At 46.2% G+C, this 22,844-nt stretch carries 20 protein-coding genes; 17 read left to right on the forward strand and 3 right to left on the reverse strand.

Going from position 1 to position 22,844, the window contains the following annotated elements:
• The first annotated feature begins 33 nt into the window (after positions 1-33).
• The 9 genes from P4361_RS01440 to P4361_RS01480 all read left to right on the forward strand — a co-directional run bounded on the left by P4361_RS01440 (position 34) and on the right by P4361_RS01480 (position 10,714).
• Positions 34-1,068 (forward strand): Gfo/Idh/MocA family oxidoreductase, encoded by a 1,035-nt coding sequence (locus P4361_RS01440; protein WP_328088021.1) that lies wholly within the window; start codon positions 34-36, stop codon positions 1,066-1,068.
• A complete protein-coding gene (locus P4361_RS01445; protein WP_256224636.1) occupies positions 1,068-2,408 on the forward strand; it encodes a nucleotide sugar dehydrogenase in 1,341 nt (446 codons plus the stop codon). Before P4361_RS01440 ends, P4361_RS01445 begins: the two co-directional genes overlap by 1 nt.
• A 275-nt stretch (positions 2,409-2,683) precedes the next feature.
• Positions 2,684-3,901, forward strand: coding sequence for a glycosyltransferase family 4 protein (locus P4361_RS01450; protein WP_328088024.1), 1,218 nt, complete (start codon positions 2,684-2,686; stop codon positions 3,899-3,901).
• Positions 3,843-5,105: a glycosyltransferase family 4 protein gene (locus P4361_RS01455; RefSeq protein WP_328088026.1), complete on the forward strand. Its 1,263-nt coding sequence runs from the start codon at positions 3,843-3,845 to the stop codon at positions 5,103-5,105. The genes P4361_RS01450 and P4361_RS01455 overlap by 59 nt, the downstream gene beginning before the upstream one ends.
• A gap of 166 nt (positions 5,106-5,271) precedes the next feature.
• Positions 5,272-6,420, forward strand: a complete 1,149-nt coding sequence (locus tag P4361_RS01460; RefSeq protein WP_256224633.1) for a DegT/DnrJ/EryC1/StrS family aminotransferase — start codon at positions 5,272-5,274, stop codon at positions 6,418-6,420.
• 26 nt (positions 6,421-6,446) lie between these two features.
• Positions 6,447-7,169, forward strand: a complete 723-nt coding sequence (locus tag P4361_RS01465; RefSeq protein WP_053356961.1) for an N-acetyltransferase — start codon at positions 6,447-6,449, stop codon at positions 7,167-7,169.
• A gap of 71 nt (positions 7,170-7,240) precedes the next feature.
• On the forward strand, positions 7,241-8,725 hold the full coding sequence (locus tag P4361_RS01470; protein ID WP_328088028.1) for an O-antigen ligase family protein: 1,485 nt from the start codon (positions 7,241-7,243) through the stop codon (positions 8,723-8,725).
• A 12-nt stretch (positions 8,726-8,737) separates the two neighbouring features.
• Complete coding sequence (locus P4361_RS01475) at positions 8,738-9,406, forward strand: hypothetical protein (protein ID WP_328088030.1); 669 nt, start codon at positions 8,738-8,740, stop codon at positions 9,404-9,406.
• A gap of 225 nt (positions 9,407-9,631) precedes the next feature.
• Positions 9,632-10,714 carry an MraY family glycosyltransferase gene (locus P4361_RS01480; protein ID WP_328088033.1) on the forward strand — a complete coding sequence of 361 codons (1,083 nt, stop codon included), beginning with the start codon at positions 9,632-9,634 and terminating at the stop codon, positions 10,712-10,714.
• A gap of 428 nt (positions 10,715-11,142) precedes the next feature.
• On the opposite strand, the gene P4361_RS01485 is transcribed toward P4361_RS01480, so the two are convergent.
• Entirely contained in the window at positions 11,143-12,225 is a 1,083-nt protein-coding gene (locus P4361_RS01485; RefSeq protein WP_328088034.1) for an LCP family protein, read from the reverse strand.
• Between the two features lie 104 nt (positions 12,226-12,329).
• The gene (locus tag P4361_RS01490) at positions 12,330-12,965 is read right to left on the reverse strand and encodes a YigZ family protein (RefSeq protein ID WP_328088035.1); all 636 of its coding nucleotides are present in this window, start codon (positions 12,963-12,965) and stop codon (positions 12,330-12,332) included.
• Between the two features lie 346 nt (positions 12,966-13,311).
• On the opposite strand from P4361_RS01490, the gene P4361_RS01495 reads away from it, so the two are divergent.
• Positions 13,312-14,472, forward strand: coding sequence for a sensor histidine kinase (locus tag P4361_RS01495; protein WP_053356967.1), 1,161 nt, complete (start codon positions 13,312-13,314; stop codon positions 14,470-14,472).
• Positions 14,469-15,209, forward strand: a complete 741-nt coding sequence (locus tag P4361_RS01500) for a response regulator (RefSeq protein WP_053356968.1) — start codon at positions 14,469-14,471, stop codon at positions 15,207-15,209. Before P4361_RS01495 ends, P4361_RS01500 begins: the two co-directional genes overlap by 4 nt.
• 297 nt (positions 15,210-15,506) lie before the next feature.
• Here P4361_RS01500 and P4361_RS01505 read toward each other — a convergent pair whose 3' ends face one another.
• Entirely contained in the window at positions 15,507-17,309 is a 1,803-nt protein-coding gene (locus tag P4361_RS01505) for an ATP-binding protein (RefSeq protein ID WP_328088036.1), read from the reverse strand.
• A 214-nt stretch (positions 17,310-17,523) separates the two neighbouring features.
• Between P4361_RS01505 and P4361_RS01510 the strand changes: the two genes are divergently transcribed.
• The 6 genes from P4361_RS01510 to flgM all read left to right on the forward strand — a co-directional run bounded on the left by P4361_RS01510 (position 17,524) and on the right by flgM (position 22,844).
• Positions 17,524-18,498: an ROK family protein gene (locus P4361_RS01510; RefSeq protein WP_328088038.1), complete on the forward strand. Its 975-nt coding sequence runs from the start codon at positions 17,524-17,526 to the stop codon at positions 18,496-18,498.
• Positions 18,499-18,625: 127 nt separating this feature from the next.
• Positions 18,626-19,474, forward strand: coding sequence for a DegV family protein (locus P4361_RS01515; protein ID WP_328088040.1), 849 nt, complete (start codon positions 18,626-18,628; stop codon positions 19,472-19,474).
• Positions 19,475-19,778: 304 nt separating this feature from the next.
• The gene (locus tag P4361_RS01520; protein WP_328088041.1) at positions 19,779-21,278 is read left to right on the forward strand and encodes a DEAD/DEAH box helicase; all 1,500 of its coding nucleotides are present in this window, start codon (positions 19,779-19,781) and stop codon (positions 21,276-21,278) included.
• The gene (locus P4361_RS01525) at positions 21,275-21,988 is read left to right on the forward strand and encodes a ComF family protein (RefSeq protein WP_328088043.1); all 714 of its coding nucleotides are present in this window, start codon (positions 21,275-21,277) and stop codon (positions 21,986-21,988) included. The genes P4361_RS01520 and P4361_RS01525 overlap by 4 nt, the downstream gene beginning before the upstream one ends.
• 100 nt (positions 21,989-22,088) lie before the next feature.
• Positions 22,089-22,481 carry a TIGR03826 family flagellar region protein gene (locus P4361_RS01530; protein ID WP_248253932.1) on the forward strand — a complete coding sequence of 131 codons (393 nt, stop codon included), beginning with the start codon at positions 22,089-22,091 and terminating at the stop codon, positions 22,479-22,481.
• A 102-nt stretch (positions 22,482-22,583) separates the two neighbouring features.
• On the forward strand, positions 22,584-22,844 hold the full coding sequence (gene flgM / locus P4361_RS01535) for a flagellar biosynthesis anti-sigma factor FlgM (protein ID WP_328088045.1): 261 nt from the start codon (positions 22,584-22,586) through the stop codon (positions 22,842-22,844).

The raw sequence follows: 22,844 nt of genomic DNA on the forward strand, positions 1-22,844 counted from the left end.
AGTTATTGTTTTTAATCAAAAGGAGTTTTGTCGATGCTTAATTTTGCGATTGTAGGATGCGGACATATTGCGAAGAAACATGCAGAAGCCATTGACCGGGCAGAAGGCGCAGCACTTGCTGCTGTATGTGACATGATCCCGGAAAACATGGAGTTCTATCAGGAAACGTATAACGCCAAAACGTATACAGATTATGCGGAGCTGCTGGCCGATAAGGACATAGACGTGATTAACATTTGTACCCCGAGCGGCTTTCATGCAACGCTTGCCGTACAGGGTGCGGAAGCGAAAAAGCATATAGTCGTAGAAAAGCCGATTGCTCTTTTAATGGATGATACAAATGCCATCATCGAAGCGTGTGAACGCAACGATGTGAAGCTGGCGGTCGTTCACCCGAACCGATTCCGACCGGCGATGAAAAAGCTGAAAGAAGTGGTCTGGAGCGGCAAGCTGGGAAAGATCAGCCACATTAACGCAACGGTCCGCTGGAACAGAAACCAGGCGTATTACGATCAGGCGCCATGGAGAGGAACGAAAGGATTGGACGGCGGAGTACTCATGAACCAGGCCATTCATAACCTGGACCTCATGCTCTGGATGATGGGTGATGTGAACGAGGTGTTCAGCATGAGCGCCACTCGCATCCGTGACATCGAAGCAGAAGATGTCTGCACCGGGCTCGTGAAGTTTACGAGCGGAGCCCTTGGAGTGGTTGAAACAGCCACCACCATCTACCCGAAAAACTTTGAAGAATCACTCAGTATCTTTGGTGAAAAAGGAACCATTAAGATCGGCGGTCCTACTGCAGTCAACGTGGAGCACTGGAACGTTGAAGGCACGAGTGAAGAAGAAACGGCCGAACTTAAGAAAATGATAGAAGAAGATCCATTTGGAAAGCCCGGCCATCAATGCATCATCGAAGACATGGTCGAGTCAATAAAAGAGAACCGGGAGCCGATCGTAACAGGTGAGGATGGCAAAAAAGCGTTAGAACTGGTCCTTGCCATGTACGAATCAGCAGAAACCAATCAGCCTGTCAAAATGCAACCTCAGGAGGTTTTAAACTAATGGAAACTCTACAGACTACACAGCGAGATGTTACAAAGCAACTATTGAACAAGATCGAAACGAAAGAGGCTGTCATCGGAGTGGTTGGCCTTGGTTATGTCGGACTGCCGCTTGCCGTTGAAAAAGCAAAAGCAGGCTACAAGGTAATTGGCTTTGACGTTCAGGAAAACCGTGTTGAAATGGTGAATGACGGAATCAATTATATCGGAGACGTTGTGGACGAAGAGCTGGCGATGCTTACTTCTTCAAAACAGATTCGTGCGACAACGGATTACTCTCTGATCTCAGAAGTGGATGCCGTTGCGATCTGCGTGCCGACTCCATTGGATATTTACCGCCAGCCGGATACATCCTATGTAGAGAGCTCAGGTAAAGAAATCGCACAGTTCCTGCATGAGGGCATGCTGATCGTTCTTGAGAGCACGACATATCCGGGAACGACAGAAGAGCTTCTTCGTCCGATCCTTGAATCTTCAGGGTTTACGTGCGGTAAGGACTTCCACCTTGCGTATTCGCCAGAACGTGTCGATCCGGGCAACAAAGTGTTCAATACGAAGAATACGCCGAAAGTGGTAGGCGGAGTAACTCCGGAATGTACAAAAGTGGCTTCTGCTCTCTACCGTGCTGTACTTGAAGGAGAAGTGCATGAAGTTTCCAGTCCTTCAGTGGCTGAGATGGAAAAAATTCTTGAGAATACCTTCCGAAACATTAACATCGGGCTGGCGAACGAAATGGCCATCCTTTGCGACAAGATGAACATTAATGTTTGGGAAGTGATTGATGCTGCCAAAACGAAGCCATACGGATTCATGGCCTTCTACCCAGGCCCGGGCCTTGGCGGGCACTGCATTCCGATCGATCCATTCTACCTCACTTGGAAAGCACGTGAGTACAACTACCATACCCGCCTGATTGAAACAGCGGGGGAAATCAACAACAGCATGGCTGACTTCGTGATCGAACGCAGCATGAAAATTTTAAATGAGGAAAAGAAAGCGATGAACGGTGCGAAAGTCGTTATTCTAGGAGTCGCTTATAAAAAAGACATCGAGGACATGAGGGAATCACCGGTCATTCCGATTCTTGAAAAGCTGGATGCAGCGGGAGCCAATTACACGGTTGTTGATCCGCACGTTAACACGTTCCGCTACATGGGCGGTATCGTGGAAACTCATGACCTTTCCAAAGAAGTACTTGAAAGTGCCGACCTTGTTCTATTAACAACCGATCATACAGCGTTTGACTATGAACTGATCGCTGAACACAGCCCGGTATTGTTCGATACACGAAACGCGATGAAAGATCTGTCAGCGAAAGTGAAAAAGTATCACCTTCTATAAAAGATTGCTGCTTTGGATGATTTTTGTAAAAAGCCTTCATTGACAAGTTGATTGGAGTGCAAGGTGCGAGACTCCTGCGGGGTAAGACCCAAAGGCGCTTGCGCCGTGGGGCTTAGCGCACGCCCCGCGGAAAGCGAGCAGCCTGGAACAGAAATCAACCACTCCCAAGAGCAACAAAGGTTACGAAACAGCCAAAAAATAAAAAACCAGGCCAGCCAAGGTCTGGTTTTCCATGCAAATGGTTAACTCCCAAACCAAAGGTAGTGAACGTTGCCGTGAAAATCTGTCATTTAACTTCAGTTCATCCCGCTGACGACATCCGAATTTTTGTGAAAGAATGCCGGTCGCTAGCTCTTGCGGGACACGATGTATATTTAATAGCACCAAATACCGAAAATAAAATAATAGACGGCGTAAAAGTTGTTGGTGTGTCCTCAACGGCAAGCAACCGCTATTCACGGATGATTGCTGCTGCAAAAAGTGTGTATCAGGCGGCGATTGAAGTAGACGCCGATGTATACCATTTCCATGATCCCGAGCTGATGATCATCGGTCTTCTCTTAAAAAAGAAAGGCAAGAAAGTCATCTATGATGTTCATGAAGATGTGCCTGAGCAGGTCCTCTCCAAACAGTGGATTCCGAAGCTGCTCAGAAAGAACATCTCGGTCTCGGTAAAAAAGATGGAGAAATACGCAGCCAGCAGGTTTGATGCCGTTGTGACGGCCACACCGACGATCACGAAGCGTTTTAAAACGTATAACGCCAGCACGGTGACGGTTCACAATTTCCCGATCCTGGAAGAACTGATGGGAAATCCGTCAGAGAGCCATACTGCGAAACGGAAAGAAAACAGCTTCCTTTATATCGGGGGAATCACGGAACTTCGCGGCATCAAAGAGATGGTTTCGGCGATCGAAGTTCTGAACGGACAAGGAAAACAAGGCGAGCTCGTTCTCGCCGGCAAATTTGCTCCGGAACAGCTGGAACAGGAAATGAAGCAGCAGAAAGGCTGGAGCCATGTCGACCATAAAGGCTGGCTCAGCCGAAACGAAGTAAAGGACGTGCTTGACGAGTCTACCGCCGGGCTCGTACTGATCCGGCCGGAACCGAGATACATGGTCTCCTACCCGATCAAATTGTTTGAATACATGGCAGCCGGACTTCCATCCATCGCTTCCAACTTCCCGCTCTGGGAGGATTTCGTCATCGGGAACCACTGCGGACTATGTGTGGACCCGCTCGATCCTGACGCGGTAGCCGATGCCATGAGATGGATCATGGAACATCCGGAGGAAGCGAAACAGATGGGTGAAAACGGCAGGAAGGCCGTCATTGAGAAGTACAACTGGGAAAAAGAAAGCCAAGAGCTGGTTGCGTTATACGAAAGGTTGGCCATGGCTGACAACAGGTCTTTAAAATGGGGTGAACAAGCAGATGAAGGTATGGATTTTAAATCACGTAGCGTTAAAACCGTCGGAAACAGGAATAACTAGACACTATGACATTGCCCATGAACTCGTAAAAAAAGACCATAAGATTCGGATTTTCGCAAGCAGCTTTCTGGCTTATCGCTTTGTCTGGAGAAACAAGCAGAAGAAGAATTACAAGGAAAACGTGAACGGCGTTATTTTTGAATGGCTCTGGACCCTGCCTTACAAAGGGAACGGGGTCATGCGGATCTTGAACATGATTTCCTTCTTTTTCATGGCGATGTGGCGCGGGATGATGAAAAAAGAGCGTCCTGATGCCATCGTAGGCTCATCGGTTCACTTGTTTGCCTGCCTGGCTGCCTACTTTTTAAGCAAATGGAAGAAGGCTGCTTACATTGTGGAGATCCGGGATCTATGGCCGCGGACGCTGATCGAGCTCGGTTCGATGTCGAAGCACCATCCCGCAGTTCTTATGTTCGGTGCAATCGAGAAGTTCGTGTATAAACGTGCGGACCAGATCATCGTTACGCTGCCGGGTGCGGCACAGTACATTAAGGAGATGGGAGTGGATGAAAAGATCATCCACGTAATCCCGAACGGCATCAACATGGACCGTATGGAAGAAAAAGAAGGCAAAAGCTCGCTTGAGGATGAGATCAGCAAGATCAAAGAAAAGCACGGACAGGTCGCGATGTATGTCGGCTCCCACGGTGTAGCCAACTCACTGGAAACGGTTGTGAACAGCGCCAAGTTTGTCTCTCCGGAGAAAACAGCCTATGTCCTTGTCGGAGACGGTCCGGAAAAAGACAATCTCAAAAATCTCGCCAGTGAATATGAGCACGTGTATTTCTTTGATGGCATTCCGAAAAAAGAAGTGATGCCAACACTTGCTCTTGCAGATGTATTGTTAGTTTCCATGCTGGATACCCAGCTTTATAAATACGGAATTTCGTTAAATAAACTGAACGATTACCTTCTGATCGGAAAACCGATCCTGTTTGCCGGCAATGTGTCCAACGACATTGTGGCAGAAGCGAAAGCCGGCAAGTCGGTTGCTCCTGAAAAGCCGGGAGAGTTTGCTGAAGGATTGGAAGAGTTATTGAATTTAAGTGAAGAAGAAAAAGCAGAGATTTCAAGGAACAGCTATCGGTATGTGAACGAGAAGCACAACATCACGAAGCTTGCTGACCGCTTCCTTGATATCTGTGCTTTCCAGGAAACCGGGAAAACTTCTAAGGCGTATCAGCTCAGTGTTAAAGAGAATTAAGTCATAGCTTACTGCCGCTAAAAGAGACCCTCGAAGTCTCCCCTTCAGCGCGCGGCTGGGGTTCGCAAAGCGAGCCGCCAGTAGGCCAACCCGACTAAACATCGGTAGCAAAAGGTTTTAACAACAGTATGCAATACAAATATAGAGGAAGAAAGAGGGATCATAGATGAAAGTGCCTATGCTTGATCTATCAGAACAGTACCAATCATTGAAAGAGGAGATTTTTGCAAGCTTGGAAGATATCATGTCAGGGTCTCGCTTTATTTTGGGAGATAACGTTAAGAAACTGGAGCAGGATGTAGCAGAATACAGCGCGGCAAAGCATGGAGTGGGGGTAGCGAACGGCAGTGATGCCCTGCACATTTCTTTGCTTGGATGCGGAGTGAAACAGGGGGATGAGGTCATCGTTCCTTCTTTTACGTTCTTTGCAACTGCAGGTGCGGTGGCTCGTGCAGGAGCTGTTCCTGTTTTTGTCGACATCGATCCTAAAACGTACAATATTGATCCAGCAAAAATTGAAGCAGCGGTAACAGAAAAAACGAAAGCAATCATCCCGGTTCACTTGTACGGCCAGATGGCAGACATGGAGCCGATCGCTGAAATCGCGAAGAAGCATAACCTGGCGATCATTGAGGATGCAGCTCAAGCCATCGGTTCCAAATACAAAGGGAAAAATGTCGGTGAGCTTGGCACGACAGCAACCTACAGCTTCTTCCCGACGAAAAACCTTGGCGGGTACGGTGACGGCGGCATGATCATCACGAATGATGAAGACATTGCTGAAACGATGCGTGTGATCCGTGTTCACGGCAGCAAGCCGAAATACTATCACCACATCCTGGGGTACAACAGCCGTCTGGACGAGCTGCAGGCTGGAATCCTGAACGTTAAGTTTCCTCATCTGAACACATGGAGCGAAGCACGACGTGAAAAAGCTGCGATTTACACAGAACTGTTGAAGGAAAAGCTGGGTGATCTTGTTATCACTCCGTTTGTGGAAGAACACAACTATCATGTGTTCCACCAATACACGATTCAAGTGCCAGACCGCAGCGGTTTGCAGGAGTTTTTGAAAGAGCAGGGAATTGGATCTATGATTTACTATCCAAAACCGCTTCACCTTCAGCCGGTATTCAAAGAACTCGACTACAAGGAAGGTGACCTGCCTGAAACAGAAAAAGCAGCAGACCGAGTACTTTCACTTCCGATGTTCCCTGAACTGAAGAGGGAGCAGCAGGAGTATGTCGTTGAACAGATCGCCGCTTATTTCAGCAAAAATCCTGTAAACGAATCAAAAGAAAAATCATTCGCATAAACGCATTCAGCTTTTAGGAAGAAAGGGTGTTCTCATTGACGGTCAGCCAGGGGAGTAATGTAGTATTAGGAAAAGACGTACAGCTCGGTTCAAACGTGATCATCGGGCATAATGTGGTCATTTACGACGGAGTCTCAATCGGAGATAACTGCATCATCCAGGATAATGCGGTCATCGGCAAGCAGCCAGCAAGAGCAAAGAATTCAGCGCTGCCGGAATTAAAAACACTGCCGCCCGCAAAAATCGGTTCAGGGGTAACGATTGGAACCAATTCGATCATCTACGCCAGCGCAGAGCTGGCTGACGATGTCTTCGTCGCTGACCTTGCGACCATCCGCGAGCGGGTGACAATCGGCCATAAAACGATTATCGGACGTGGCGCTGCGGTCGAGAACGACTGCGTCATCGGAGTAAAATGCAAGATTGAAACAAATGCTTACATTACGGCTTATTCCGAGCTTGAAGACCTCGTGTTCATCGCACCGGGTGTTGTTACGACCAATGACAACTATATGGCCCGGTCCAAAGAACGGTTTAAACATTTTAAAGGCGTTACCGTAAAAAGAGGCGGGAGGATCGGAGCCAACTCCACGATTCTTCCCGGCAAAGTCATTGAACAAGAAGCAGCGGTAGCAGCCGGAAGCCTTGTTACAAAGGATGTAGAAAGCCAAGATCTCGTGGCCGGCCATCCGGCCAGAAAATTCAAAAGCGTGCCAGACGACCAGCTGCTGAAAAATCAAGAGGCGTAATTTCCCGTGTTTCCCTTGAAAACAGCGATGAAACTTGCATCTATGAAGGAAAGGCGAAGGGAGGGAAGTACATGCCTGATTTGCGGAGTCTTTTTCAATCGAAAATTACACAGCTCATTCTGGCGTTATGCTTTGCGGCCATTACGGGCAGCTGGCTGATCGACAGAGTGCCAGTCCAATCACCGCTGCTTCTGACAGCGGCACTTGCAGGATACGTCGCTTTAATGGCTGTTTTTATCGCTATCAAACCGGTTGTGCAGCAGATTCCGATGATGAACTTGCTGCTTTATCTCCTGATTTTTTCATCATTCCTGGGCGCGGGAATCATGAGCATTCCCGTAGGGCCGATCTCGATGTTTCCGTACAGGATGATTTACGTTTTGATGGTTCCAGCCGTTCTTTATCTCGCCCTTTTTAGAAGAGACGTGCTGGATTGGGAGAAGGTAAAGGTCAAACCTGTGCTGTACTTCCACCTGTTCTGGGTGCTGTACGCCCTCTTCTCCCTGAGCTGGAGCCGCTCCCTTTCAATGGGTGCGGTTGACCTGATCTTCTTGATCATCGGGATTTCTCTTATCTTTTTTATGGTCTTTCTCATGAAAAAGGAAGAGGAGTTTAAGCATGTGTACTGGATCTGGCTTGGCATGTTCGCCGTGCTGACCGTGATCGGGCTGTGGAACCATGTGACGCATCATCATCTTGCCATCTCAAGGATCAATAAAGTAGCAGAGTATCAAAAGGGGATACCGACATCCGTTTTTGTGAACGAGAATGATTTTGCGAGCTTTATTTCGGTCAGTTTTTTTCTCGTATTAGCCTTTGTCCACCGGACGAGGTCATGGCTGCTTAAGGCTGCGGGAGCCGTGTTGATGCTTCTCTCTCTTTATGTGATGGTCTTTACGTCATCCAGGGCGAATTTTATCGCGATCCCATTGGGTCTTGCCTTCTGGTTTGTCTTTTTAACAAACAAGAAAGTGAAAAGGAGATTTGTCATTCTCGGTTTCATAGGTATGGCCGCTTTGGTGGTTTTATTTAAAGAAAAGTTTGCTGCTGCCATCGGAAAAGTAGAAGGCATGCTCCACAGCTTGCTGGCAAGCGGTTCGCAAGCCGAGATCGCCTCGGTTGATATCCGGTCCAACCTTATTAAGAACGGACTGCTTTTTTTTGAAAAAAGCTTTGGATTCGGCATCGGTTCGGGGAACTCTAAATACTATCTCATGCATTATGCGGAATTTCCGACGAAGGGAATCATCAATGTCCATAACTGGTGGATCGAGATTCTCGTCAATTACGGAGCTGTTATTTTTGCCGGTTATGTCCTCCTGTATCTCTGGGTCATCCTGCAGCTTTTCCGCATCTTCAGGCAAAGTGATACCCTTTATGAAAAAATGATCAGTGAAGGGCTGCTTGGCGGCATGATTGCTTTCTCGCTTTCCTGCATCAGCCCAAGCTCGCAAATTTCTCTAAACTACCTCTGGCTGCTTTTCGCGTTCTCCATCAGCTATATTAATTTCTGGAGAGTGAAACAAAATGAGGTTCAATATCGACCAATGAAGTAAGGGAGTAAGTGTATGGACAAGCAAATGAAAGAAATCACGGAAAGTATCTGGCAGCGGTTCAAAAAATTCTTCGTTCTATTGCTGCTGATTCCTGTTTTAACGACAGTGATCGCCTACTTTATGGCTTCAAAAGCGCCGAGCACGTCCCAGGCGACCGCGAAAGTGAAGCTGGGACAAGCTGAAAACTCCATCCTGAACACGCCGGACAGTGCGAAAGAGTACCTTACGAGCGAAGAGTTTTTACGTTCTGTCAAAGGTTTGAACAAGGATGAAGAAAAGGCGATGAAAGACAAGCTTCAGGTCGTTCCTGAAACAGATACGATCATCACGCTGTCATTGATGGATGAGGATAAAAGCAAAGCAAAGTCCGAATTGAAGCCAGTGGTGAAAGAATTCATGAAAGAAAGCAACCACCAAACTGAAAAATGGAAAACAACGCTGGAGGATCAAATCAAGAAGGTAGAAGGAACACAAGTCTCTGGTGAAGGCACCATTAAGAAGGAAGAATATTTATTTGACCTGAAAACAAGAGTGCTGAAAGTAAAAGAACCAAAGCTTCTTGAAAAAGTAGATACGACAGACATGGCCGGGGATCCGAAAAGGAAGGCTGTGCTGGGTCTCCTGGTGGGACTGATGCTTAGCGCCTCCATTCTGCTGCTGCCGGAAATTTTTAAAAAGTAGCTTCAAACCTCTGATTTAGTGGTAAAGAGTAGAGATGATCAGCAATTATGAAGCGGAAAATTCCGGTTCTTCAGCGGACAAGCATAGTTTTGCTTTTGTTTATCACGGTTTCGAGATATAATTTCTGAAGAAGATGAATGCGAATTTTCATGGGGCGTTGTTGGACAACATAAGCAGGAGGACCCTTGCTTAAATCCATTGAAGAGTTGGAAAAAGAGGGATAACATGAATGTTCAATTGATCATTGCTGCGGTTGTGTCGTTCGCGGTTGTCGTGGTCGCCATGCCTTTTATCATTAAGCTGGCGGTCCGCCTGAATGTGACCGACAAACCAAATCAACGAAAAGTACATCAAAAATTAATGCCTCGCTGGGGCGGAGTCGGTATCTTCCTTGGCGTAGTTGTCGGATATTTTGTCTCGGGCCTGTATGAAATGCAGCTAACCGGGATTATTGTAGGTGCAGTTCTTATTGTCGTGATCGGCATGATTGACGATAAATACGAATTAAGTGCGAGAGTTAAGCTTGTCGGCCAGATTTTTGCGGCCCTTCTCGTGGCTTCTACAGGATTAACCATTGAATTGATCACCATACCTTTTGTTGGTACATTTCATTTAGGTCCATGGGCATACATCACGACCATCTTCTGGATTATCGCCATCACCAATGCGATCAATCTGATTGACGGCCTGGATGGCTTGGCAGCGGGTGTATCGGTCATCGTGATGGTGACCATCGCGATCATGGCGGGATTAAACGGAAACATGATGATTCTTTCCCTTGCCCTCATCATCGCAGCTTCTACTGCCGGCTTCCTGATGTACAACTTTAATCCGGCCAAAGTCTTTATGGGTGATGCAGGATCTCTGTTCCTCGGCTACTCCATATCGATTCTGTCCCTGCTCGGACTGTATAAAAGCGTTACTCTGTTCAGTTTCGTTGTACCGATCATCATCCTTGGCGTGCCGGTTTTCGATACATCCTTTGCCATCATCCGCAGAATGGCGAACAAAAAGCCGATTTCTGCACCAGATAAAGGACATCTGCATCACCGTCTGATCAACTTGGGCTGGTCCCACCGCAAGACCGTACTCGTTATCTACGCGCTCAGCATCGTGTTCAGTGTCGCTGCCGTCGTGTTTGAATCCAGTACATTGTGGGGCTCTGTCGTGATCATCATCGGACTTCTGCTGATGCTTGAAGTCATCGCTGAGATCATCGGACTCGTCCATCACAAATACCGCCCGGTGCTCTTCCTCTACAAGAAGTTCATCGGCACCATGCAGGTCAACAGCCCGGACAAGGAGTAACTAAATATAAGGTGCCAGGCACCCGTTTTTGACATATGTCAAAAGCCGGTGCCTGGCACCTTTTTTGTTTGTCTCACAGGCTTGTATAGGAATTTGTTCAAGTAGAAAACTCTTCCCCTTAAACTTGTTTAAAAAGCGTTAAATAAGGGAGATGTGAGGCTTACAGAAGGGGGATGCTCTCCTTTTATACTCTATCACTAGGGTAGTAGGCCCTCATTTAAAGGCATAACTGCGCAGCCAGTGACGCTTACTTGCAAAAATAACTGTTTTACTTGCGAAATTAGTCGAATTACTTGCGGTTCGACACAAAATACTTGCGAAACTTACCCAATTACTTGCGAAAACCTAAACTTTACTTGCAAACTAAAGCATTTTTCAAAAAAAGGCACAAAAAGAAACCCGCCAATCGGCGGGTTTCTTCATTTATCTTATTCTCCTGTTCCCTGACTTTGCTCGCTAGTCCCATTAGAACTGCTGCTGTCAGCGGAAGCGGAGCCTTTTCCTTTATAATTAAGGATCTCTCTAATACGGTCTCTTACTTTTTGAACGACTTGCTCATCAGGGCTGAAGTAGTAAACACCGTTAATGTATTCATCCTGTCCACCGATGTTCATGCGTTCAAGTTCTTTACTTTGAATTTGTTTGTAGAAGTTTCTCATGCCGAACAATTCTTTTAAGGAGATATTCGTTTGAACGTTGTCTCCTACAGAGTTCAGCAGGTTGTCCGCCCTTGAGATGGACTTGATGGACAACGCTTTGTCCGCTACAGCTTTCATTGCCTGCTGCTGGCGTTCCTGGCGTCCAAAGTCCCCGCGTTTATCCTGTTTACGCATTTGTACGTAGGTTAGTGCTTCGTCGCCGTTCAGATCCATTTTTCCTTTATGGAAGTAGATCTTGTGGCCTTTCAGGTTCTTCTGATAGAAGTCGAATGGTACGTCTACTGTAATTCCGCCGACAGAGTCAACAACTTCTTTGAAGCCCTGGAAGTTTGTACGTACATAGTAATCGATCGGAACATCAAGGAAATGCTCTACCGCATCAATCGTAGCCTGCTCTTTATGGCCTTTCTTGCCGTAAGCATAAGCGTGGGTGATTTTGTCTTTGCGTCCCGCATCAGGCAAGTACGTTCTAGTATCCCTCGGGATACTTACAATCGATGCTTCCTTGGTATCCGGGTTGATGGTCAGTACCATCAGCGCATCGGAATGGCCTGGTGAGCCTTTATAGTCTTCGACACCCATCAGGAGAATGTTGACAGGGTCTTTACCCATTGTGACTTTATCCATGCGAAGATCGGATTTGTTGCCATGGGCAAGTCCTTTATAGCTGTTGTCTGCCGTTGATTTAACCTTATACGCCAAATAGCCGGCATACGCGACTCCGCCCAGCATACAAAGCACAAGGAGAAGGAGAATAATACGGATCAAGCGCCGAAAAGGACGGCGTTTCCTTTTCTTGACTCTCCTTCTGACAAGCCGTGTCGGCTGCCTTTCTTCATTATAATAACTCATGTTTTATTCCTCACTTTAACGGAAAAGTTCCCTAATTGATCTCTCAATAATTCAACCCTACAGTCCATAGGTTTCGACAATATCTGAGATAAATGGGGATAGAATCACAAGATTTTTTCTTCCAGATATTCCAATGAACCGTCTTCTATTGTAGCATGTGCATTCGTGAGGTTTATTAAGTATTCTTTAAAGTTTTGTAAGTCTTTTACCGCAACATACGTTAAAATTTCGACCTTTTCGAGGTAATTGATCTCTTTGATTATATAGGGAGAGGACCTTATATCGTTTTCTACTTTGCCGAGAAGAGTGTAGTCGATTTTAGTATGCACAATTTGCATGAGTTTCCGTTCAACGACCCCGATGGCGTTCAATCCTTCGCTCACACTCTTCCCGTAAGCGCGTATCAATCCTCCTGCTCCGAGTTTAATGCCGCCGAAGTAACGGGTAACCACAACGACTACATCTTTTAATTTCCTTTTTTTCAGAACTTCTAACATCGGAACACCTGCTGTGCCGCTCGGCTCTCCATCATCATTCGCCTTTTGTATATGGTCTTGCTCCCCGATCAGATAGGCGGAACAGTTATGGTTGGCGCTATGATGCATTTTTTTGATGCGTTGAATAAATTCTATCGCTTCAGCCTCAGTCGTTGCCCTGGCGAAATGAGCGAGGAACCTTGACCGCTCGATGACAATCTCATGCTCGCCGGTTTCTTTGACAGTAAAATAATGGGATAACATTTTTAGCGTGCTCCTTACTAATGGATTTAAGTAAAAACCTTTAATTAGTAATAAATTTCAATAAGATAAATGGTAATGGAAAAATGTAAAGTTCTCATAAAAATTATCCCGAAAAAACTACAAATTCAGGGGATTTAGTGCTATCCTTCATTATAAGGCGCGAGCAACCTTCCTACAAATTTCTTTGCAGAATAGACATAAACTTCCTTTTTCATACGAAAGATTTATGGAATAAATGTTTTTATTTGGATTCATAGTAAGAAAGACCTAATCTTAAATTAGGTAGGATGGTTCTAGAACTAAAGTCTGTTCTTCTTTATCGTTTTAATTGGAGGATATTTACAAGATGGCAGCTAAAACACAAATCGATCCAAAGCTTTTAGATGGCATTCTTACAGAAACCATCAATACCGTTAAAGTAAGCCAGACTCAAGTGTTCGATATCAGCGAGGAATCTCGGCAGGAGTTTCTTCGGCTGAATAAAGAGCTTGAAGATGTGAAGGAAAAAGCGCTCGAGGCCATTGACCGGTCGGACCTGCTTGAAGAAAGGTCCAAGATTGCCAGGTCAAAGCTCGCTCAAGTAAGCAAACATTTTCAAAAGTACAGTGAGGGCGATATTCGCGACGCATACGAAAGCGCGAACGCCATTCAGATCGAAATGTCCATTGCCCGCCAGACGGAAAAACAGCTGCGGGAAAAACGAAACGATTTGGAAAGGCGCTTAAATGGCCTGAAAGAGACGGTGTCTAAAGCAGAATCACTCGTCGGCCAGATATCGGTTGTCCTGAACTATTTAAGCGGAGATTTACTGAAAATTAATGAGCTTGTGGAAGATGCCAAGCAAAAGCAGGAATTTGGCCTTCAGATCATTGAAGCTCAAGAGGAAGAACGCCGCCGGGTATCACGTGAGATCCATGACGGTCCGGCCCAGCTTATGGCTAATGTGTTGATTCGTTCCGAGCTGGTCGAAAAGGTGTTTAATGAAAAAGGTACAAAAGCAGCAGTAACTGAAATTAGAGACTTAAGAGAGATGGTCAGAGCCTCCTTAAGGGAAGTCAGGAGAATTATCTATGATCTCCGGCCAATGGCGCTTGATGACCTTGGGCTCGTCCCTACATTAAAAAAATACTTGCGCAACGTCCAGGAAAGTACCGGTATTGAGATCGAACTCGTTCCGATGGGGAATGAGCGGAGATTTCATACGAAGATGGAAATAGCGTTATTTCGATTGATTCAAGAAGCTGTCCAGAATTCATGCAAGCATGCAGAGCCGAAGAACATCTCGGTGAAAATTGAATTCACGGACCGCAATGTATCCTTATTTGTAAAAGATGACGGTAAAGGTTTCGATGCCACAGTACCGCAAAAGACCAATTCATTTGGGCTGATCGGCATGAGAGAACGCGTGGAGCTGCTGGAAGGCACTCTGAAAATCAATTCGCGTCTAAACATTGGAACCAACGTTTATATTCAAATACCTATACGAGATCGGGAGGGTTCAGAATGAGAAGTGTAGATGTTTATGAATCCAGTGCCTCTGCACCGGACAAAACAAGAATTGCAATTATTGATGACCATCGATTGTTCCGGGAAGGCGTAAAGCGCATCCTGGATATGGAGGACGAATTCTCTGTTGTAGCCGAAGGAGATGACGGTTCAGAAGCCGAGGATATCGTGAACGAGCACCATCCTGATGTTGTGCTGATGGATATCAACATGCCGCATATCAATGGTGTAGAAGCAACTCGCCGTTTGGTTGAAAAGGCTCCCGATACGAAAGTGATCATTCTCTCCATCCATGATGACGAGACCTATGTGACGCATGCGGTTCAGACAGGGGCTTCCGGCTACCTGTTAAAAGAAATGGATGCTGACTCCCTGATCGAAGCAGTGAAAGTCGTAGCAGATGGCGGAGCGTATCTTCACCCGAAGATCACGTACAATCTATTAAATGAGTTCCGCCGTTTGTCTACAACAACGAAGAACAATGCCAACAATCCGAACAACATCGGCCTTAACGAAATTGAGTACCGCAAACCGCTTCATATCCTGACACGCCGTGAATGTGAAGTACTGCAATTGCTGGCAGACGGAAAAAGCAACCGCGGTATCGGAGAAGACCTGTTCATTTCTGAGAAAACGGTTAAAAACCATGTGAGCAATATTCTTCAAAAAATGAACGTGAACGACCGAACCCAGGCGGTTGTTGAAGCCATTAAAAACGGCTGGGTAAAAGTAAAATAGTAAATGCTTGTGGAAGCCCGGTTCTGTTTGAGCCAGGCTTTTTTTATTTGTTAACCTTTGCAGCTCTTGGGGGCGGTTGATCTCCGTTCCAGGATGCTCGCTTTTACCGGCGTAAACGCCTACTTTCGCAGGGCGTGCGCTGAACCCCTCGGCGCAAGCGCCTGCGGGTTTCACCTGTCACACTCGTCCCGCTGGAGTCTCGCACCTTGCACTCCAATCAACTTGTCAATGAAGGCACTTTACAGAAATGTTCCCAAAGCAACAATCTTTTAGAAAACAGCCTTCATTTAAAACCCTTCAGCTTGCTGTCGGGCTTGGAAGTTCTGTCACACTTTCAGCCGGGAGCGTGATCTCTGCAAGCGTCCCCTCACCAAGCGTACTCGTGAAACGTAAATGCCCCATATGGTTATCCAGAATCTTTTGGCTGACCATCAATCCCAGTCCCTTGCCGTTCTCTTTCGTCGTGAAAAAAGGATGAAAGAGCTGTCTTAAGTGGACTTCAGATATTCCCACACCTTCGTCCTTGATCTGAATGAGCAGATTTTCGTTTTGAATGCCTGTAACGGTTATTGTTACCTTTCCGCCATCAGGCATAGCTTCGATCGCGTTCTTGATCACATTAACAAACACTTTCTTTAACTGGTTTTCTTCGCCTTTAACTGTTCCGCTGTCAATGTAAAACTGCGTCTCAATCTGTGTATTGTTGAGGCTTGCCTGCCCGGTCAAAAGCAGGGTGACCTGTTTGATCATGGGGAGCAGGTTGAACCGCTTTGTCATCGTCAAATGAGGCTTAGCCAGCACCATAAATTCATTGGTAATGAGATTAATGGATTCAATCTCTTCCAGCATGATATTTAAATATTCTTCACGGCCAGGAATGTTGGGATGATCTTTGAACATCTGTGTAAAACCTTTAAGCGAGGTGAGGGGATTGCGGATCTCATGGGCAACCCCGGCTGCAAGTTCTCCGACTACGGCTAATTTTTCCGACAGGCGTAATTTCTTTTCCATGCGCCTGAATTCTGTTAGGTCCTTGATCGTACCGATAATGCCGATCAGTTTGTTCTCAACAAAATAAGGGATATTTGTAATTTCTGCCTCGAACACTGTTCCGTTTTTATGTTTGATGCGTGTCTCGCGTTTGATCGGTTCACCGGCAAGTGTACGCTGAAAAAACTCTTCTGTTCTCTCTGCTTCTGATGGGGCCAGGAGAAAGGTATAGAGAGAGCCCTGCAGTTCATCTGCAGAATAGCCCGTGATCTTTTCTAAAGAATGATTGCCGCCTGTAATCTTTCTGTCCTTGCCGATCATATAAACGCCATCTGGATTCAGTGCGATTAAGGAATGGTTGCGCTGCTCGCTTTCATCCAGCTGCAATGATTTCAGCTTCAGCTGCTGATCACTCATTGCCCCCAGTACATACAGAAGTGCGATGAACAACGAAGCAACGATTACAATAGCCGTAGCGATCAAAGAAAGACTTCCGAGGCGTGGATCGTGCATGACGAGAAAAATGTGATGAGACTTCATAAGCATCGCTTTTTCACCGATATAATGTAATCCCGTCAATGCCAAAACCATAAACAGACAGTTGATGAATTGGGTGAATAATGAGGGCTGAGAGGCAGAAAATTGGCGGTAGAGCGCGATGCCTGAAAATAGATAAGCGGCTGCAGCTGCAAGCGTAGACACAAAAAAGTCATAGTGGAGATTGGAGTTTATGGCTGCTGTTTTCATTCCGAAATAATGAAGGGCGATGATGCAGGAGCCCATGAAGAAGGCAGAAAGAAAGACACTGCTTTTTTTATGAAAGGATTTGGTGAAATAAAAGGCCCCATATGTTCCGGCAACAGCGATCAGCATACATTGGCTGATGGCGGGAATATGATGGGCTGCAGTCAAAGACATGTTCACAGACATCATCCCGACGAAATGCGTACCCCATATTCCGATCCCCATGGTCAATGAAGCGATGAACAGCCACAAACGGTGGGATGACATCGTTTTACGGTTACTTCTGCGGACAAAATCTAAGGCGACGAATGTGTAGACAATGGAAACGACGACAGATAGTGCCACGATATATAGATTATGCTGCATAGTATGAAGTACCTCCAATTCATGAATATATTTTACTAATTTCTTACAATTTCGACGTTTTCCTTCTTTTACTCTCAAATTTTTACAAAAAAATATCAGGTCCATTGAACCCTCTTTAAGAAGGACTCTTACCATAGAACCATGTCCTGTTTTTAAACCGTTTTTTTCTATCCTGCCAGGGGTAATAGTAAGAAAAACAGGAGTGATAGCATACATGGGAGATAAATATTACCTAACAACAGATATTGGAGGTACCAATGTGGAAGCAGCCCTTTTTGAAGCAGATGGTACAATGCTGGCAAACAGAGAATTTCCGACACAGGAATTTGTGGATTCCGGTGTTTTAATAGAATTGGCGAAACAAGCTAAAGAGATGGCTGAAGAAAAGAATGTCAGCTGGAAGGATATTGTTTCGGCAGGGATCGTGGCACCAGGTGTCATTGATCCGGATAAGGGCGTAGTGTTTCATGCCCCTAATCTAAAGTGGAAGGATTATGAGCTGAAAAAAGAAGCAGAAGAAATGCTGGGCGTACCTGTTCATATCGATAATGACGTAAATGGCGGATTGCTGGGAGAGGTCTATTACGGAGCCGCAAAGGGAAAGAAAAATGTCCTGCTATTCATGATCGGAACGAGCATCGGGGCAGGGTTATTGATCAACGGTGAAATCTACCGCGGAGCCCACTGGGCATCAGGGGAGGTGGGCCATATGATCAGCGATCCTGAAGCGGCTACGGGTTCATTTATTCCAATCAAGGACGGCTACGGCTTTTTAAGCAGCAAAATGGGCGGTGTGGCCATCGCACACCATTACCGGGAGGCAAAGCGGCTGGACGGTGAGGTTTCTGGAGAAGAGCTAAATAGACTGAAAGCATCAGATGTGTTTCAGTTCGCGGAGGAGGGAGACAAGCTCGCCCAGGGCATTATACGGGAAGGCATCCTTCATATGGGGATGGCCATCGTCAATGCTGCAGCCCTTATCAATCCTGAAACGATCGTCATCGGCGGAGGCGTTGCTCAGTCGGGAAATTGGTTCCTCGGAAAAATAAAAAGCATGCTTGAAGAGTTTGTGCCGTGCCCGACCGAGGTTGTCCTTGCGGGATTAAAGGATCAATCCCCGCTCTATGGGGCGCTGGCTCTTTGTCAGCTCATGGATAAAGAGGAAAAGGTTCAGGCAGGAAATGGATGAAAGATGGAGGAAGAAAGAAAAATAAAAAATAGAAATGCGCCGTTTTAATGAAAACGGTGCCTGTTTCGTGTAATCTACTAACGTAGATGAGACAATGGACGAAATATTGTCAAGAAAGGAAATTACAATGAGCAAGGTAGCGATAATGACAGACAGCACGGCATATATACCGGAACACATCAGAAACGAAAAAAACATTGTAATGATTCCGCTCAACGTTATTTTTGGCAACGAATCGTATAAGGAAGAAGTGGAGCTTAACAAGGATGATTTTTACGGGATGGTTGGCAAGGGAGGAGCACTTCCTAAAACGTCACAGCCATCCATCGGCGAACTGGCAGACACGCTCGAACGATTGTCAAAGGAATATGATGAGGCGATCATGATCACCCTATCGAGCGGCATCAGCGGTACATACCAAAGCGCTCTAAGCGCCGCAGACATGGTCGAAGGCATCAAGTTCCATGTGTTTGATTCTGAGATCAGCTGCGCCCCGCAAGCCTTTTATACGTATAAAGCAGTCGATATGGCGAAGGAGGGAGCAAATGCAACGGAAATCATGGAGAAACTGAACTCTATTAAAGAGCGCGGCATTCCCGCCTATTTCGTAGTCGATGATCTCAACCACCTGCATCGCGGCGGACGTATGAACGCAGCCCAGCTTCTCGTCGGGAACCTTCTGCAGATCAAGCCTGTGCTTCATTTTCAGGATAAAAGAATAGTTCCTTTCGAAAAAATCCGTACGAAGAAAAAAGCGATCGCCCGTATTCATCAGCTCATGGAGCAATCGGTAAAGCCGGATGAGAGTTTCAAAGTCAGTGTGATCCATGCCCAACGTGAAGAGGAAGCGAAGGAAATCGCAGCCGATATTCAGGGGAGATATCCCAATGCTGATGTCTCTGTAGATTATTTTGGTCCTGTTATTGGGACCCACCTTGGCGAAGGATCGATCGGCATCACGTGGATGAAAAATTAAATAAAGGCTGTTTTCGTAACCTTTGTAGCTATTGGGAGTGGTTGATTTCCGTTACAGGCAGCTCGCTTTCCGCGGGGCGTGCGTTAAGCCCCACGGCGCAAGCGCCTTTGGGTCTTACCTGTCACGCTACCCCCGCAGGAGTCTCGCACCTTGCACTCCAATCAACTGGTCAATGAAGGTTTTTTAGAAAAATGTTCCCAAAGCAACAATCTTTTAGAAAAGAGCCTTTAGAAAAGAATCAAAGTCTAAATAAACATACGGAGGGATTTTATATGAAAATTCCTATTCAACAGGAGACGGCACCATGAGGTTCGTCTCTTTTTTTGTTGATGGAAAAAGTCTTGCGGTTCCTGAAGTGCTGAAGCCGCCAGATGTCAGTGCTGCGCCTGTTTCCTTTCACAAGCTTCAAGTCCTTGATACCCCCGATTTTAGTGAGGTATACCCCTTTTCTGCTGAACTACAAGCCTCTTTATCAGGCAAACTCCTCTTGTTTGAAGAACTTCCCTACTCGATTGATGTGATTCATGAGCATTATCTTAATGGCTGCTTAGCTTACGAAAAAGGAATTGAAGAAGCTGGCGGTTCGTTTATTTGCAAGCGTTGTGGGAATGATAAGCCGCGTTTGTTTTCGTCTTTTTCCTGTTTTCGGTGTAAGGAAAAGGAATGTGTATACTGCCGGAAGTGCCTTGTGATGGGGAGGGTGAGCCAATGTACCCCGCTTGTCCGCTGGTGCGTTCCTGAGGTGGAGTGGAAGGTGGATGAGGTTGCTTTGACGTGGACGGGTAAGTTGTCGGCTGCTCAGAGGAAGGCTTCGGATGAGTTGGTTTTCCGGGTTGGGGGTAAAGGCGAGTTGCTGATATGGGCGGTATGCGGTGCTGGGAAAACAGAGGTGCTTTTTCATGGTGTAGAGAAAGCGCTGAAGGCTGGACAGAGAGTTTGTTTGGCCACGCCAAGAACCGATGTTGTGCTCGAACTGCTCCCTCGGCTGCGCAAAGTGTTTCCTGGTATTACTTTGGCAGGTTTGTATGGAGGAAGTGAGGAAAAGCTGGAAGGTGCACAGCTTGTGGTTTCAACAACACACCAATTATATCGTTATCGGGATGCGTTTGATCTCGTGGTGGTTGATGAAGTGGACGCCTTTCCGTATTCGTATGACTCGTCCCTGGAGCATGCGGTTCACCAGGCAAAGAAGGAGGATGCTCTGCTTCTCTACTTAAGTGCAACCCCGGGAAGGAAGATGAAGAAAAGAACGGTGGCAGGAGGACTTCCGCATGTGAAGATTCCGCTTCGGTTTCATGGCTACCCACTGCCTGTTCCAAAGTTTGTATGGTGCAGGAATTGGAAGAAGAGATTGAAGAAAGGCAGATTGCCAAGCAACGTGATGCACTGGGTGGAGCATCGGTTGGGAGTAAAACGGCAGGGGTTTTTGTTTGTTCCCTCTGTTGTGGCTCTACATCAGGTGGCGGCATTATTGCAAGCAGTTTTCCCGTGTATTGAGGGTGTGCATGCGGAAGACCCTGATCGGCAAGAGAAGGTCATGAAGTTTCGGAAGGGCGATATATCCATATTGGTGACAACGACGATCCTCGAGCGCGGGGTTACAGTTCCCTATACGGATGTAGCAGTGCTCGGTGCAGAAGAGGATATTTTTACGGAGAGTGCACTCGTGCAGATTTCCGGTCGTGCCGGACGAAGCAAGGACGACCCGGCAGGAGAGGTTGTGTTTTTTCATTATGGAAAAACGAATGCGATGGTGGATGCTAAACGGCACATTGAAGGGATGAATCGGGAGGCAGGTTTATGAATTATTGCCTGTATTGTGATGAAGGCTTTTACGAGACGGTGAGCTGGAGCTTTGTGCTTGGCATTGCTGGTGAAATGCATTTTTGCGAGGAATGCAGCTCATCCTTTGAGAGAATTGGAGGGGAAATATGCGAGATCTGCGGACGTTCTTTTTCTTTATTTCCCGAGCAATATCGACAAGATAACCGCTGTAACGACTGTATACGTTGGGAAGAAGACGACAATTGGCGCGGTGTTCTTGTTAAGAACCGGTCATTGTATGTCTACAACGATTTTTTGAAGGAACTGATCAGCCGGCTGAAATATAGAGGTGATGCCGAGCTGGTGAAGGGGTTTAGGCAGGACCTTCAAAGCATCTTTCGGCACGAGTTTAAAGGATATGTAGTTGTACCTGTGCCATTGAGCCAGGAGCGGCATTATGAGCGGGGATTTAACCAGGCACAGTTGCTGGCGGAATTATTGGGTGTGGATGTCGTGCATGCACTGAAAAGGGTCTTGCATGAAAAGAAGCAGAGTAAGAAGTCGAGACAGGAGCGGCTGGAGATGAAGGAAACGATTTTTGAGCATGCTAATAATAGTAAGCTGGTTTATGGGAAAAGCATTGTTCTAGTTGATGACGTTTATACAACGGGGGCGACGATCAGGCAGGCTGCAAGGGTGCTAAAGGAGGCAGATGCTGTGCAGGTTTCGTCCATGACACTCGGCCGTTAAGGAAGGTTTTCACTTTTTTTGTTTAGTTAGGATGAGGGTCTATCAACATTCCAATCTTCCTTCCGATAATTACGGTAGAGACATTAGAGGAGTGATCGGAATGGGAGAATTGAAAAATTGCCCAAGCTGTGGAAATTTGTATGTTCAGCACCTTCGTTCAGTATGTGATTCGTGCTACACGGAAGAAGAGCTGATGTTTGAAAAGGTGTTTCAGTATATGAGGAAGCGGGAGAACCGGCAGGCAACCTTGCTTGATGTTCATCAGCAAACAGGGGTGGATGAAGAGAAAATCACAAAGTTTATCCGCCAGGGCAGAATCCGTGTGGTCGGGTTCCCGAACTTTTATTATCCATGTGAAACATGTGAAGGGCCAACCCAGGAAGGGCGACTTTGCAGCTCATGTAAAAAGAAAATCATGGGTGATCTCAAAACCAATGAATTCGAAGCGCAAAAGAAGCTTGTTGATCTAGGAAGGTCTTACTATACCGATTAATCAAAAGTCCTATTTTTAGTGAATAGCTTCAGTCTTGTTATTTTAAACCGATATAAGAAATAGGAAATGCAGGAGCGATCCTGCTTAATAGAGGTGAATCCTATGAAGATCAATAGCTTTAATCATGTCAATATTAACCCTTACACTAAACGAAACCCACAATATTCCAAAAACGAGGAAAAGATGAAGCAGAGCGACGAAATTCAAATCTCAGCTGAAGCGAAAGAACTTCAATCATCACAGCAATTTTCAGTAAGCCGTCAGGATAAAATACATGAAATTAAAACCCAGATTGATTCCGGCCAGTACCAGCCAGACGCAAGAAAGGTCGCCCGGAAGTTCTATCAGTTCTGGAATAACTAG

Origin of the sequence: Fictibacillus sp. B-59209, from assembly GCF_036216745.1 — a bacterium.
GTDB lineage: Bacteria > Bacillota > Bacilli > Bacillales > Fictibacillaceae > Fictibacillus_C > Fictibacillus_C marinisediminis.